Annotated in this window: 11 protein-coding genes; 1 reads left to right on the forward strand and 10 read right to left on the reverse strand. The window is 65.9% G+C overall.

Annotated features, from left to right (window positions below; all coding sequences use genetic code 11):
- Window positions 1–42: 42 nt before the first annotated feature.
- From J8I29_RS19045 to J8I29_RS19085, 9 genes are all read right to left on the reverse strand, one after another.
- On the reverse strand, window positions 43–2,439 hold the full coding sequence (locus J8I29_RS19045) for an aldehyde dehydrogenase family protein (RefSeq protein WP_209432872.1): 2,397 nt from the start codon (window positions 2,437–2,439) through the stop codon (window positions 43–45).
- A 185-nt stretch (window positions 2,440–2,624) separates the two neighbouring features.
- Window positions 2,625–3,686 carry a deoxyribose-phosphate aldolase gene (gene deoC, locus J8I29_RS19050; RefSeq protein WP_245197147.1) on the reverse strand — a complete coding sequence of 354 codons (1,062 nt, stop codon included), beginning with the start codon at window positions 3,684–3,686 and terminating at the stop codon, window positions 2,625–2,627.
- On the reverse strand, window positions 3,679–4,677 hold the full coding sequence (locus J8I29_RS19055; protein ID WP_245197148.1) for a sugar-binding transcriptional regulator: 999 nt from the start codon (window positions 4,675–4,677) through the stop codon (window positions 3,679–3,681). The genes deoC and J8I29_RS19055 overlap by 8 nt, the downstream gene beginning before the upstream one ends.
- Window positions 4,677–6,194, reverse strand: a complete 1,518-nt coding sequence (locus tag J8I29_RS19060; protein ID WP_209432873.1) for an FGGY-family carbohydrate kinase — start codon at window positions 6,192–6,194, stop codon at window positions 4,677–4,679. Before J8I29_RS19060 ends, J8I29_RS19055 begins: the two co-directional genes overlap by 1 nt.
- Window positions 6,195–6,352: 158 nt before the next feature.
- Entirely contained in the window at window positions 6,353–7,369 is a 1,017-nt protein-coding gene (locus tag J8I29_RS19065; RefSeq protein ID WP_209432874.1) for a galactitol-1-phosphate 5-dehydrogenase, read from the reverse strand.
- Between the two features lie 289 nt (window positions 7,370–7,658).
- Window positions 7,659–8,795 (reverse strand): glycerol dehydrogenase, encoded by a 1,137-nt coding sequence (locus J8I29_RS19070; protein ID WP_209432875.1) that lies wholly within the window; start codon window positions 8,793–8,795, stop codon window positions 7,659–7,661.
- 140 nt (window positions 8,796–8,935) lie between these two features.
- On the reverse strand, window positions 8,936–9,925 hold the full coding sequence (locus J8I29_RS19075) for an ABC transporter permease (RefSeq protein WP_068285370.1): 990 nt from the start codon (window positions 9,923–9,925) through the stop codon (window positions 8,936–8,938).
- Window positions 9,926–9,929: 4 nt separating this feature from the next.
- Window positions 9,930–11,447 (reverse strand): sugar ABC transporter ATP-binding protein, encoded by a 1,518-nt coding sequence (locus J8I29_RS19080; protein ID WP_209432876.1) that lies wholly within the window; start codon window positions 11,445–11,447, stop codon window positions 9,930–9,932.
- A gap of 196 nt (window positions 11,448–11,643) precedes the next feature.
- Window positions 11,644–12,612: a substrate-binding domain-containing protein gene (locus J8I29_RS19085; RefSeq protein ID WP_209432877.1), complete on the reverse strand. Its 969-nt coding sequence runs from the start codon at window positions 12,610–12,612 to the stop codon at window positions 11,644–11,646.
- A gap of 272 nt (window positions 12,613–12,884) precedes the next feature.
- On the opposite strand from J8I29_RS19085, the gene J8I29_RS19090 reads away from it, so the two are divergent.
- Window positions 12,885–13,505, forward strand: coding sequence for a glucose-6-phosphate isomerase (locus tag J8I29_RS19090; protein ID WP_209432878.1), 621 nt, complete (start codon window positions 12,885–12,887; stop codon window positions 13,503–13,505).
- A gap of 59 nt (window positions 13,506–13,564) precedes the next feature.
- Here the strand turns inward: J8I29_RS19090 and J8I29_RS19095 are convergent, their stop codons facing one another.
- Complete coding sequence (locus J8I29_RS19095) at window positions 13,565–14,050, reverse strand: MarR family winged helix-turn-helix transcriptional regulator (RefSeq protein ID WP_105864957.1); 486 nt, start codon at window positions 14,048–14,050, stop codon at window positions 13,565–13,567.
- Between the last annotated feature and the right edge of the window lie 93 nt (window positions 14,051–14,143).

A 14,143-nucleotide genomic window follows, 5' to 3' on the forward strand; every position in this document is an offset into this window, starting at 1 on the left:
CTCCCTCTCGCCGAAATCGCGCTGCCTGTCTTGGTGCAAGCCCTATTCGCCGTAGGGCACCCAGATGTTCTTCACCTGGGTGGCATGGCGCAGATAGTCGGCGCCCTGGGCCTGCGCATCCCTAAGCCAGTCGATGGCGCGGCCCTGATTGGTCCAGGTCGCCTTGAGGTTGCCGGCGGAGGCCTTCTCGGCAGAAGCGGCGCCGCTCTTGGAGCCGTGATACCAGAGGGCGTCGACGTCGTCGTGCTCGGCCAGGGTCTTGGCGAGCTCGTCGCGCGCGCCGGTGACGATGTTGATCACGCCGGCCGGCACGTCCGAGGTCTCCAGGATCTGGTAGAAGTCGGTTGCCGCCAGCGGGAAGGCCGGCGAGGGCACCACGACGACGCGGTTGCCCATGGCGATCGCCGGCAGCACCAGCGAGACGAAGCCGAGCAGCGGCGCCTCGTCCGGGCAGAGGATGCCGACCACGCCGAACGGCTCGTTCATCGCCAGCGTCACATTGCGCGAGCGGGTGGAATGCACGCGGCCGTCATATTTGTCGGCCTGGGCGGCGTAGTAGAAGATGCGCCTGACCGCCTTCTCCACCTCCGCCTTGGCCGCCTTGGCGCTGTGGCCGTAACTGACGAGGCGCTGCTCGAACTCGGCGGCGCGGGCCGACAGGTTCTCGGCGATGTAATAGAGCACTTGGGCGCGGTTATGCGCCGTGGCGGCGCCCCAGCCGCCCGCCTTGGTCGCCGCTTCGACCGCGTTGCGGATATCCTTCCGATTGCCGAGGCCCGCCTGGCCGAGCGTGGCGCCGGCTGTGCTCTTGACCGTGTAGCTGTAGCCGGAATCCGGGCGGGCCTGCTTGCCGCCGACGAACAATTTGGCGGTACGGTCAATGCTGGGCAGACCGGTGACGGCAGGCGCTTCGGCTGGGGCGACGCCCAGCGCGGCGGCCTTGCTGTCCTCGGCAGCCGGCAGGGATTTCTCCCAGTCGGGCTTGAGATATTCATAGAGGCCTTCGCGGCCGCCCTCTCGGCCGAAGCCGCTCTCGCGATAACCGCCGAAGCCGGCGGCGGCGTCGAACAGATTGGTGGAGTTGACCCAGACCACCCCGGCCTTCATGCGCGCGGCGGTGTCGAGGGCGCGGTTGATGTTCTCCGACCAGATCGAGGCGGCGAGGCCGTAGCGGGTGTGGTTGGCGAGCTGGACCGCTTCGTCGGGCGTGCGGAAGGTCATTGCCACGGCGACAGGGCCGAAGATCTCGACCTCCGACACCGTGGAGGACGGTTCCACATCGATGAAGATCGAGGGCGGGAAGAAGTTGCCCTTGGCCGGCAGCGCGCAATCGGCCTGCCAGAGCGTGCCGCCTTCCTCTTCGCCCTTCTTGACGAGGCCCTGGATGCGCTGGAGCTGCACCGGCGCGACGATCGCGCCCATATCGACGGACTTGTCGAGGGGATCGCCGACGCGCAGCGTCTCCATGCGGCGGCGCAGCTTGCCGAGGAAGCGCTCGGCGATGCCTTCCTGGATGAGCAGGCGCGAGCCGGCACAGCAGACCTGGCCCTGGTTGAACCAGATCGCATCGACGACGCCTTCCACGGCGCCGTCGAGATCGGCATCCTCATAGACGATGAAGGGCGATTTGCCGCCGAGTTCCAGCGAGAGCTTCTTGCCTGAGCCCGCCGTGGCCTGGCGAATGAGGCGGCCGACTTCGGTGGAACCTGTGAAGGCGATCTTGTCGACATCCGGGTGGGCGACGAGGGCCGCACCCGTGGCGCCGTCGCCGGTGACGATGTTGACCACGCCATCCGGCAGGCCGGCTTCGCGGCAGATCTCGGCGAAGGCCAGCGCCGTCAGCGGGGTGAACTCGGCGGGCTTGAGCACCACCGTGTTGCCGGCGGCCAGAGCCGGGGCGATCTTCCAAGCCAGCATCAGGAGCGGGAAGTTCCAGGGAATGATCTGCCCGCAGACGCCAACCGGGCCGTAGCCGGCGAATTCGGTCTCGACCAGCTCGGCCCAGCCGGCATGGTGATAGAAATGCCGGGCGACCAGGGGAATGTCGATGTCGCGGCTCTCACGGATCGGCTTGCCGTTGTCCAGCGTCTCCAGCACGGAGAGGAAGCGCTCGCGCTTCTGGATATGGCGGGCGATGGCATAGAGATAACGGGCGCGCTCATGGCCCGGCAACGCCGACCAGGCCGGAAACGCCTTGCGCGCGGCCTTGACGGCGGCATCGACATCCTCGACCGTGCCGGCGGCCACCTTGGCGAGCAGGGTGTCCCGGGCAGGATTGACCACCTCGAAGGTGTCCTTGCCCTTGGAGGCGACGAAGGAACCGCCGATGAAGTGCTTGAAGCCCTTTTCGTGGCTGGCGAGCCACGCCGTCACGTGATTGTCGGCTTCGGGCGCAGGACCATAGTCCATGGTTTGCAGAATTTCCTTTACGGTGGGCATCGGCGTGTTCCTCCAGCCGGAGAGGGCTGTATCACCCTCCCCTGGAGGGGAGGGTCGACGCGAAGCGTCGGGGTGGGGTGAAAAATGGTTAAGACATTGATCGTGTGGTGCCGGCAGGCGAGGGGGGAAGTCACCCCACCCCGGTCCTGCGGACCGACCCTCCCCCTCCAGGGGAGGGTGAGAAATCAAGCCAGAGCGTGATGCGTCAGCGCCGAATAGCGCCCGGTTACGAAATGCTCGAGCTGGCGCTCGATGTCGGCGAGCATCGAGGAGGCTCCGATGCGGAAAAGGTTGGGTTCCAGCCAGGGGCGGCCGAGCTCTTCCTTCATCAGGGCCAGCCAGGCGAGGGCATCCTTGGCCGTCCTCAGGCCGCCGGCCGGCTTGAAGCCGACCGCCTCGCCGGTGAACTCGCCATAGTCGCGCAAGGCGCGGATCATGGTGAGACTGACGGGCAGGGTGGCGTTGACGTCCTCCTTGCCGGTGGAGGTCTTGATGAAATCGGAGCCCGCCATCATCGCGACCATCGAGGCCTTGTAGACGTTGCGCAACGTCTTGAGGTCGCCGGTGGCAAGAATGGCCTTGAGATGGGCTTCGCCGCAGGCCTCGCGCATGGCGCGGATTTCGTCATAGAGGGCGTTCCAGTCCTGCGTCAGCACCTGGGCGCGGTTGATGACGATGTCGATCTCCTGGGCCCCCTGGTCCACCGCGTAGCGGATTTCGGCGAGGCGCTGGGGCAGCGGGGTGAGGCCGGCGGGAAAGCCGGTCGCCACCGAGGCGACGGGAATGCCGGAGCCGGCGAGCGCCTTGACGGCGGGGGCGACCATGGTGGGATAGACGCACACGGCTCCCACCGTGAGCGGCGCATCGGCGAGGCCGAGGGCTTCAACGATGTCCTCGCGGATAGGGCGGCGCGCCTTCAGGGCGAGGCGATGGACGCGGCCGGGCGTGTCGTCGCCGGCCAGAGTTGTGAGGTCGATGCACTGAACCGCCTTCACCAGCCAGGCGGCCTGGTATTCCTTCTTCACCGTGCGGCGCCCGCCGAGAGTTGCGGCCCGGCGTTCGGTGGCGCTGAGATTGACCTCGATCGCCTCGAACCATTCCGGCTTGAGGGCCGTGCCGGGATTACGGGCATGGGCCCCCTGGCCCGACACGATGAGGGCGGAGCCGGTGGGCACCACGCTGAGGGCCGGGGCGGCCGGAGCAGGCTTTTTGGAGGCAGCCGGCGTGCCTTTGTCGGTCTTATCCATGGTGGCTTTCATCCAGGAGGAAACGTGCCGTCTCTTCATCGGTGACGAGCACATTGACATAGCCGGCCCGGAGGCAGGCAAGGGTGACGGGCTGTTTGGACTTGCCGGCAGCGACGCCGATCGAGAATTTGCGCTCCCGGCAATAACGCAGGTCCAGGCCGATGGTTCGGGCATCGATGTCGGCATCCACGATATTGCCATGGGCATCGATATAGCGGCTGAGGATGTCGCCGACGGCGCCTTTCGCCTTGAGCGCCGCGGTTTCCGCCTCGGTGACGAAACCCGATTGCACCAGGACGGAATCGGGGCTGATCGTGCCCATGCCGAAGCAGATCACCGGGGCCTGGCGGGCGAGCTCCAGCACGCTGGCGATGGTGGGGTCCTGCTCCAGCGCCACGCGGGTGGCAGCATGGCCGAGAATGGCCGGCACCGGCAGCAGGGTTGCCGTGCCGTTGGCCGAGCGGGCGAAGAGCTCGGCGGTGTTGTTGGTGCGCACCGAGGGCGAGCGGATGTTCATGGCGCCGTTGAGCAGCACCACTTCCACGCCCTCGTTCCAGAAGGGCGGCAGGCGGTGGGCCACCGCGCTCATGGTCCGGCCCCAGGAAACGCCGATCAGCGGCACCTTGCCGAGCCCGGCGAGCATGCGCGCGGCGGCCTGCGCCACGGCATCGAGCAGGAGGCCTTCGTCCTCCTCGCCATTGTTGGGGACGACGACGGCTTCCTTCAAATTCCAGCGCCGCTGCAGCCGGGACTCGATGTCGGGAGAACGCGGCGCCCGCGGCACGATCTCGATGCGCACGATGCCCGCCTCGCGTGCCTCGCTCAAAAGGCGGCTCGCCTGCCAGCGTGTGAGGTTGAGCTCCTTGGCCAGGTCGCCCATGGTCATGTCGAGCTCGTAGTAGCGCTTGGCGACCTGGATCATCAGGAGCTCGCGCTGCTCGCCGGACATCGTCCTGAACTGGACGTCATGGTCGAGATTGCCGACACTCATCAACGCGATCCTTCAAGCTGTCTGGAGGCCAGCTTGCGCGAGAGTGGCGCAAGAAGCTCGGTCGCTTCAAGATAATCCTGCAGCAATTCACCATAGCGGGCATGGGCGGCGAGGTCGGGCTCGACCAGCGTGACCGGCTGGGCCACCGCATCCGCCGCGGCGAAGAGGTCGTCGAACAGGCCGGCGCCGGTGGCGGCCGAGGCGGCCGTGCCGACGAGGGTGAGATTGGTCTGGCCGAGGAGTTCGACGGGCATGCCCATGGCGTCGACCGTAGCCCTTAGCCACAGCGGATTCTTGGCATAGCCGCCGGAAGAGACGATGCGGTTGCAGGCGATGCCGAGCTCCTGGATGCGGCGGAACACGTTTGCCGAACCCAGCGCCACCGCTTCGACGGCGGAGCGATAAAGGTCCGCCCGGGTATGGCTGAGGGCGAGGCCCAGCACGGCGCCGCGCAGCAGGGGGTCGCGATAGGGCGTGCGGTTGCCCATGAAATAGTCGAGCGTCAGCAGCCCGGTGCCGCCGACGGGCAGGGCGCTCGCTTCCCCTACCAGGGCGGCTCGCTCCTGCTGGTCGAGCCCGAACATGTCACGCGCATACCAGGACATCACCGAGCCGGCCGAAACCTGGCCGGCTTCCACCAGCCAGTAATCGTCGACCAGGGCATGGGGATAAGGACCCCAGAAGCCGGTGACCGGCGCTTCGGCCGCGAGCTGGAAGAGATGGACGATCGAGGTGCCCCCGATCAGCAGATGTTCGCCCGGCCGCAGCGTGCCGGCACCCGCGATGCCGGTGTGCGCGTCGATGCCACCCTGGGCGAGGATGGGCCGGTTGGCAAGGCCGAGATGCTCGGCCGCAGCGGCGCTGACAGGGGCGATCGGCATGCCCACCGCCTTGATGTCGCCTGGCAGTTTCGTGGCGAGGTCGGGAATGCCGAATTCGGCGTAGAGCTCGTCCGGGAAGCGGCGGGTAACGGAATCGTAATTCCACTTGCAGGTCGCGTTCATGCGTGAGCCGACCCACAGGCCCGTCAGCTTGAAATTGATGTAGTCGAGGCACTCGCAGATGATCTCGGCGCGCGCATAGACGTCCGGCTCATGGCGCGACAGCCACATCGCCTTGGGCACCAGCCATTCGGCCGCATCGCTGCCGCCGGCATAGGCCAGCACGGGGTGCTGCGAGCGCGCGGTTCGCGCCGCTTCGTCCGCGGCCCGGCAGTCCATCCACAGGAGGGCGGGGCGGAGCGGCGTCCCGTCCCGCTTGCACGCCACCACGGTCGAGGCCGTGGTCGCGGCGCAGACGCCGTCGATGACGGGCGAGCCGAGATCGCGCATCAGCCCGCGGCTGGCCCGGCCCAGCGCCTCCCACCACTCGGTCGGCGCTTGTTCCGCCCAGCCCGGATGGGGGTGTCGGGTGGCGTACTGGACCTCCCGCTCACCCAGCATCGTGCGGCTGTCGAGGTCGAACACGCCGACCCTGATGCCGCCGGTGCCGAAATCCAGGCCGAGAAGACGTGGCATGAGGTTCTCCAAGATAGAGCGCAACTTCCTTCTCCCCTTGTGGGAGAAGGTGGCGCGTAGCGCCGGATGAGGGGTGGAAGAGGATGCCTTGCAAGGTAGCGCATCTCCCCTCATCCCCCTGCCGGGACCTTCTCCCGCAAGGGGAGAAGGGCACATTATTACGGCCTGAACATCACCTTGGAGAAGAACTCGTTCTTGCGCTTGAAGCTCTCGAACATGCCGGGAAGTTCCTCGAGCGTGAGCTCATGGGTGATCATGAACTCCCATTTGAGCTTGCCGGTGGCGAGAGCGTCGAGGGAGACGGTCCACTGCTTGCCGGGGAAAGGCGCGCCGAAGGAGTTCCAGGCGCCGTGCAGCGACACTTCCTGGCGCAGGAAGTGCTGGAAGGTCTGGTTCTCCAGCGCGACCTCGCCGACGGGAATGCCGATGAACACGACATGGCCGCCCGGGCCGGCCAGCTTGGCGGCGAAGTTGATCGAGGAGGGATGGCCGGCCGCCTCGACGATGAGGTCGCAGTTCAGCCCCGATGGCAGCGGATCGGTGATCAGCTGGGTGTGGGTGGCGCCCGCCTCGCGCGCCTGTTCGAGCTTCTGCTCGGAGACGTCGACGGCGACGACTTCCGTGCAGCCCATCAGCTTCATCCACTGGATGGCGAACAGGCCGATCGGGCCGCAACCGATGACGCCGCCGCGCTGGCCCATGGTGGGCGGCGCCTTCCAGACGGCGTGGAGGGCGATCGAGGCCGGGTCGGTCATGGCGATGGCGCGGGGATCGGCGTCGGCCGGGGCCTTGAGCAGGTTGCCGACCGGCACCGCTACGAATTCGGTATAGGCGCCGTCGCGACGGCTGCCGAAATAGTCATAGTTGCGGCAGCGCGAGAAATTGCCGGTCGCGCATTGATCGCAGACCCGGCAGGGAATGAGCGGGGCGACACCGACGAGCTCGCCCTTCTCGAAACCGGTCACGCCCGAGCCGATCTCCGAGATGTGGCCGGAGAATTCATGCCCGCAGATGATGGGCATGCGATGGGCGCCCTTGGTCAGCATGCGGGGAAGGTCCGAACCGCATACGCCCACCGCCGCGACGCGCAGCAGTACTTCTCCGGTTGCGGCGACAGGCTTGGGGACTTCCTCGAGGCGAATGTCACCGGGCGAATACATGACGGCTGCGCGCATGGTCAAAGTCCTTGAAGGGGGAATGAAGTCTGAGATTGCGATGGTGAGGCTGCTTGGCACGGGCCTATTTGCGGCCGAGCAGAAGGAAGCACGAGAATCCTTCCCCGGTTTCGGGTAAGGCGTCGATGCGCAGCATCGACGGAAGGGGGCGAGTGGCGCGACTGGGCTTTTTCCAGCGCCGTTTGCGCCACGCTCCCCCACCCGGCCCAGCTTCGCCGGGCCACCCTCCCCGAAGGCGGGGAGGGATTGTGGCGTCTTTCTCGTTTGGGTCCGTTCACTTCGAATTGCCTCAAGCCTCGCCGAAGAGCGAGGAGGTGAAGGCGTCCAGGGCGATGATGGCGTCGCGGACGATCTCCACCGACAGGGGCACGGCGACCCGCCAGGTGATCGAACCCTCCTTCAGGGCCGCCTTGGCGACGCGCTCGATGTCGGAGGCGGTGGCCTTGCCGAGCCTGAGGTCGGCGAGGGTGGTGGGCAGGCCCAGCGACTGGCAGAAGCGGGCGGTTTCCTCGATCTCGGCGAGCGGGCGCCCTTCCAGCATCAGCAGGCAGAGCACGCCGAAGGCGACCTTCTCGCCGTGGAAGAAGCCGTGGCTTTCCTCCAGCGCCGTTAGGCCGTCATGGATGCCGTGGGCGGCGGAAACCGCACAATTCTCGAAGCCGAGGCCGCTGAGCAGCGTATTGGCCTCGATGATGTTCTCGACGGCCGGCGTCAGGGCGCCCTTCTCGACCGCGAGCTTGGCCGCCAGGGCATCGCGCATCAGCACTTCATGGCAGGCCTTGGCGATGGCGATGCCGGCCAGCGGGGCGGGATAGCCGCCGGCGATGAAGTTGTCGGAGCGCGATTCCAGGTTGGAGCGGGCCTCGAACCAGGTGGAGAGGGCATCGCCGATGCCGGCGACCAGGAAGCGTACCGGCGCCTTGGCGATCAGGGCGCTGTCGACCACCACCACGTCCGGGTTGCGCGGCAGCATGAAGGATTCCTTGAACACGCCCTGCGGCGTGTAGGTCACCGCGATGGCGCTGGTCGGCGCATCCGTCGAGGCGATGGTCGGCACGATGGCGATGCGGGCCTTGTTGGCGATCGCGGCCAGCTTGGCCGTGTCGGCCGTCTTGCCGCCGCCGATGCCGACGACGACATCCGCCTTGGCCTCGGCGACCAGGGCCGTCACCCGGTCGATCTCCTCGCGGCAGCATTCGCCGTTGAACTTCTCCATGGTGAGGCCGAGGCCGCTGCCCTCCAGCGAGGCAAGGATCGAGGGGCCGAGTTTCTCGAACACGAAGCCGTCGACGAGCAGGAAGGCCTTGCTGCCGAGCGGACGAAGATGATCGGCGAGGCGGTCGATTTCGCCGGCGCGCTGGATGTATTTGAGCGGACCGCCGAAGGCCCGGCCCTGCGCGCTGTGCCATCCTTGAGTTGCAGCCATTTGGAGGGATTCCCTGTGTCGCACCGCCGGGCGGCGATGAATGATCGATATTCACATTTGTGAAATATGATCATTTATGTGAAAAACTAGACAAAAAGAGACGCGCTGTCAACGGAGTCGGCAGCGCGTCGGGTCGTGTTCTATCGCTTCAAGGTACCGGTGGCGTATTGCAGCAGCATCGCCACCACGATGATCAGGCCGGTGTAGAGCTGCTGGCTGTAGCCGGGCACGCCCGCGAGGTTCATGATGTTGGCGATGATGCCCATCACCAGCGTGCCCAGCAGCGTGTTGACCACGTCACCGCGCCCACCCATCAGGCTGGCGCCGCCAATCACCACCGCCGCGATGACGTTGAGCTCCATGCCGACGCCGACCTGGGCCGAGCCGATGGTCGTGCGGCTGGCCGAGATCACGCCGGCGAGCCCGGCCAGCGCCCCGGAGATCACATAGACGGAAAGGATGTAGCGCGGCACCGCGATGCCGGAGAGCCGCACGGCCTCCTCGTTGGAGCCGATGGCGGTGATGATGCGGCCGAAGCGCGTGAAGGACAGCACGATGCCGCCGACGATGAACACCGCGAACATCAGGATGACCGGTTGCGGGATGCCGAGCCAGTAGCCGGCGCCGAAGTCCGCGAGGGCCTGGCCGCCGTCACCGATCGAGATCGGCCGCCCTTCCGAGATCATGAAGGAGAGCGAGCGGGCGATCGCCATCATGGCCAGTGACATCACGAAGGAGGGCAGGCGCATATAGGCGACGAAGAAGCCGACGGCGAGGCCGCAGGCAGCGCCGCACAGGATCACCAGGGCGATGCTGACGCCGACGCCATAGCCGAGCTTGGCGATGAAATAGGCGGTCAGCACGCAGCCCAGCGCCAGCACCGAGCCGACGGAAAGGTCGATGCCGCGGGTGAGGATGACGAACAGCATGCCCACCGACATGATGCCCGCCCCGGAGGCGACCTGCCGCAGCACGTTCAGGATGTTGTTCTTGGTCAGGAAGCTGTCGGTCCACAGGGAGGCGACGATGACCAGGACCAGGAAGATGCCGAGGGTCGCGAAACGCTGCACCAGGGCGCCGAGATCATAGCCGCGCTTGCCGTCGCCGCGGTTCTCGCTGAGAGCTGTCATTGTCCTATACCGTTCCAGCTTGAATTGTTTTGCCGGGCTGCCCGCCCTCGCTCATGGCCAGGGAAAGCAGGTTTTCCTCGCTGTAGCCGTCCGGCCTGAGTTCGCCGCGGATCTCGCCCTCGCGCATCACCAGCACGCGGTCGCACAGGCCGAAGAGTTCCTGATGCTCGGAGGAGATCACCAGCACGGCCTTGCCGGCTTCCGCCAAACGATTGACCAGCGTGTAGATCTCGGTCTTGGCGCCGACGTCGACGCCGCGGGTCGGTTCGTCGAGGATGATGAGATCGCCATCGGCATGGAACCACTTGGCCAGGACCACCTTCTGCTGGTTGCCGCCCGACAGGCTCGACACCGGCGCTTCGACGCTGGCGGCCTTGAGGCGCAGGCTCTGGCCGAGTTCGCTGACGGTGCGCCGTTCCAGGCCCCGGCGCAGAAAGCCGAGCGCGGTGGTGACCGACGACATCCGCGCCATGGTGGCGTTCACCCTTATGGGCTTGTCCAGGATGACGCCCTGATGCTTGCGGTCCTCGGGCACCAGCCCGACACCCGCCGCGACGGCGTCGCGGGGCGAGCGGAAATGCACCGGCTTGCCCTTGAGCTTGATGGCGCCGCTGTCGGGCTTGTCGGCGCCGAAGATCAGGCGGGCGACCTCGGTGCGGCCGGAGCCGACCAAGCCGCCAAGGCCGACGATCTCGCCGGCGCGCACGGCCAGGCTGACATTGCGGACCTTGCGGCCGGCATGGAGGGCGGAGACGCTGACCACTTCCTCGCCGATCTTGCGCTCTCCCCTCTCGGGGAACAGGGCGGAGAGCGGGCGGCCGACCATCATGCGGATGATGTCGTCGATGCTCACCTCCTTGGCGGCGACGGTGCCGACGAGCTGGCCGTCCTTCATCACCGTCATGCGGTCGGAGATGCGCATCACCTCCTCGAGGCGATGGGAGATATAGACGACACCGACGCCATGGGCCCTGAGGTCGGCGATGACCTTGTGCAGGCGCGCGGCATCCCGATCGGAAAGCACCGCCGTCGGCTCGTCGAAAATGATGATCTTGACCTCGCGCGACAGCGCCTTGGCGATCTCGACCACCTGCTGATGGGCGACGGCGAGATTGCCGACGCGCTCGCCCGGATCGATGTCGAAGCCGAGCCGCTTGATCAGTTCGCCGGCGCGCTTCTTCAGCCCCGGCCCGGCAAAGATCCCGGGCAATTCGCCCAGGAAGATGTTCTCCGCCACCGACAGATCGGGGGCCAGCGCCAGTTCCTGGTGGATCACCGCGATGCCGAGCGCCCTGGCCATGCGCGGATCACGGAAATCGACATGGCTGCCGGCGATCTTCACCTCGCCACTGCTCGGCTGGAGTTCGCCGCCCAGCACGCGCATCAGCGTCGACTTGCCGGCCCCGTTCTCGCCGAGCAAGGCATGGACCTCGCCACTCTGGACGTCGAAATCGACGCCCTTGAGGGCGTGCACGCCGCCGAAGGATTTGGTTATGGCGGTGAGCCTGGCGAGTTCGGACATGATGTCCTCGCTGGTTTGGAGTCGTCGAGTAGGAAAAACGGCGCGCCTGTCCTTCTCCCCTTGCGGGAGAAGGTGCCCCGAAGGGGCGGATGAGGGGAGACACGCGACTTTGCCGAGTCTGTGCTTCACCCCTCATCCCCCTGCCGGGACCTTCTCCCGCAAGGGGAGAAGGCAAATCTCGTGTCGAGGTCGGTGCTTAGAACACCGCGTCCTTCTTGTAGAACTTGTCGACGTTCTCCTGGGTGATCACCGCGGGGGTGGTGAGCTGAAGCTTGGGCGTGTCGGCGCCGAGTTCGCCCTTGAGGGCCTTCAGGCCGATGTCGACCGCCGTGCGGGCCACCAGATCGGGATCGTTGAGGCCGGTCGCGCCATATTTGCCTTCCTTGATGAGGGCGAGCGCTTCCTTCTGGCCGTCGGCGGCAGCGAGCACCAGCACGTCGTTCTTGCCGGCGGCCTGCAGCGCCTTCATGCCGCCCAGGGCCATCGAATCATTCTCGGCCAGCAGCACGGTGACGTCGGGATGGGCCTGCAGCAGGTCCTCTGCGGCCTTCAGGCCATCCTCGGTCGCCCAGTTGCCCCAGCCCTGGCCGAGCACTTCGAAGCTGGCCTTGCCGTCATTGACGAGCTGGCCTTCGACCAGGCCGCGGAAGACGCCGAGGCGACGGTCACGGCCGACTTCGTTGCCCTGCGAGCCCGAGAGCAGGATGATCTTCACAGGCTTGCCCTGCATCTTCTTGGCGAGCCACTGGCCGACCAGGAAGCCGTTCTGGTCGTTGGAGGAGCGTACCTGGGTGACGATGTTGGCCTTGGTGTTGATGGAGGAATCCATCACCACCACCTTCACGCCGGCTGCGCTGGCGGCATTGGCAGCGCCGACGAGGCCTTCCGGATCACGCGGGTTGAGGATCAGGAGGTTGACGCCCTTGGCGACCATGTCCTCGACGTCGGAAATCTGCTTGCCCATGTCGTTCTGGCCGTCGGAGGTGGTGACCTCGCAACCCGCCTTCTTGCCCTGGTCGATGGCGGCGGCCTGCTGGGCGGCGAAATAGGGGGCGCTCAGCGTGTACATCGCCACGCCGATCTTGCAGTCGGCGGCGCTCGCCATGCCCATCGTGCCGGCCAGCAGTGCTGCGGCCAGGCTGCCGCCCAAAAGGGTCTTCTTCATCGGCTCTCTCCTCCACGTCGTCTGTCAGGGCATTTTTTCCGGCCCTGTTCTGTAGCATAAGTACATTTTTTGACAGGGGTCAAGCGAGCCAAATTTTAAAAAATTGAAATAAAATCACATACGTGAAATATTGCAACGCAATATTGCGGAAATTAGCTCAAAACGAGTTAAGATAATGCGGTCGGGGTTGTCGAGGTGCCGATAAAAATGTAGTGATGCTACAAAATGGCGAGCTTCCCAGATTGCCGCTGTCAAAAGAAAGGTTGGTTGATATGTCCATGCGCGAGCCAGGTCTGTGCGTCGTCGATGTCGAGAAGGGGGAATTGCGGGGGGCGACCAACCGCTACACCAAGACGATGGGTGATCTTGCCGGCCTCTATGAAGACGAGGCTGCCTATCAGGCCGTCCTCGCCGAACTCGGCGACAAGGTCGTCTATGAGGTCACGGACTACAAACCCTCGGCGGATGCGGGCGACATGATCATCGGGGTCACCCGCATGATTCCCGGCAAGGTGGGGCGGGAATATTTCCTCACGCGCGGCCATATCCACGCCAATCCCAACCGTCCGGAGATGTATTACGGTGAGAGCGGGCACGGCATCATGCTGCTGGAATCGCCAGCCGGGGAGATCCGCACCGTCGAGATCGGGCCGCGCAGCCTGTGCTATGTGCCGCCCTACTGGATCCACCGCTCGGTCAATGTCGGTTCGACGGATCTGGTGATGACCTTCGCCTATCCCGCCGATTCGGGGCAGGACTACGACATCATCGCCAAGGCCGGCGGCATGCGCAGGCGCATCGTCGATGACGGCAAGGGCGGCTGGACGGCCGTCGACAATGCCGGTTACCGCTTCCGTGCGAAGGAATTGGTCGACAGCATTATGGCGAGGTGAGGAGCGCCCTAAGCCTTCTCCCGCAAGGGGAGAAGGCTTGTCGCGCCACAAACTTCCCTTCAAGCCTCGTCGGTATCGCCCTCGTCGTCGTCATCGGCGTCGATCTCGCCGCCGAGCGCGTGCTTGAAGCCTTTCTCGACCCGCTTGAGCAGCTTGCGCAGGCGCTTGCGGTCCTTGTTGTCGAGATGGCTGGTGGCTTCCGCCTCGATGTCGAGGGCCAAGGCGGCGATGGCGGCGGCCTTTTCCTTGCCGTCCGCGCTCAGGCCGACGCGCACGACGCGTCCGTCGCCATCGGTCGCCTTGCGCTCGATCAGGCCGGCGGCCGACAGGCGCGCGATCGTCTTGGAGGCGGTGGGCGGCCTGACGCGGAGAATCTCCGCCAATTCGCTCATCGACAGGGCGTCCCGCCCGGCCAGGGCTTCGAGCACCTGTTCCTGGCCCGGAAACAGGCCGAGTCCTTCGAGGAGCTTGGCGGTGCGGGCCCGGTGCAGCCGGGCCACGTGGATCAACTGATAACCAAGTGTCTTGGAGGCCGGATGTCGCATGGCAATGATCCGCCGGCTGATGATTTGCTGTAGCCGGCTTCAGATACAGTTTCTGATAGAAAATGTCGAGGATTTCGTAAGCTTTTCGCTGAA

The organism is Labrys sp. LIt4 (assembly GCF_017813775.1).
Lineage (GTDB): Bacteria > Pseudomonadota > Alphaproteobacteria > Rhizobiales > Labraceae > Labrys > Labrys okinawensis_A.

Bases quoted from the DNA above. Each gene is read 5' to 3' on its own strand.
- J8I29_RS19045 (WP_209432872.1), bottom strand. From the start codon at position 2,439: ATGCCCACCGTAAAGGAAATTCTGCAAACCATGGACTATGGTCCTGCG.
- deoC (WP_245197147.1), bottom strand. From the start codon at position 3,686: ATGGATAAGACCGACAAAGGCACGCCGGCTGCCTCCAAAAAGCCTGCT.
- J8I29_RS19055 (WP_245197148.1), bottom strand. From the start codon at position 4,677: ATGAGTGTCGGCAATCTCGACCATGACGTCCAGTTCAGGACGATGTCC.
- J8I29_RS19060 (WP_209432873.1), bottom strand. From the start codon at position 6,194: ATGCCACGTCTTCTCGGCCTGGATTTCGGCACCGGCGGCATCAGGGTC.
- J8I29_RS19065 (WP_209432874.1), bottom strand. From the start codon at position 7,369: ATGCGCGCAGCCGTCATGTATTCGCCCGGTGACATTCGCCTCGAGGAA.
- J8I29_RS19070 (WP_209432875.1), bottom strand. From the start codon at position 8,795: ATGGCTGCAACTCAAGGATGGCACAGCGCGCAGGGCCGGGCCTTCGGC.
- J8I29_RS19075 (WP_068285370.1), bottom strand. From the start codon at position 9,925: ATGACAGCTCTCAGCGAGAACCGCGGCGACGGCAAGCGCGGCTATGAT.
- J8I29_RS19080 (WP_209432876.1), bottom strand. From the start codon at position 11,447: ATGTCCGAACTCGCCAGGCTCACCGCCATAACCAAATCCTTCGGCGGC.
- J8I29_RS19085 (WP_209432877.1), bottom strand. From the start codon at position 12,612: ATGAAGAAGACCCTTTTGGGCGGCAGCCTGGCCGCAGCACTGCTGGCC.
- J8I29_RS19090 (WP_209432878.1), top strand. From the start codon at position 12,885: ATGTCCATGCGCGAGCCAGGTCTGTGCGTCGTCGATGTCGAGAAGGGG.
- J8I29_RS19095 (WP_105864957.1), bottom strand. From the start codon at position 14,050: ATGCGACATCCGGCCTCCAAGACACTTGGTTATCAGTTGATCCACGTG.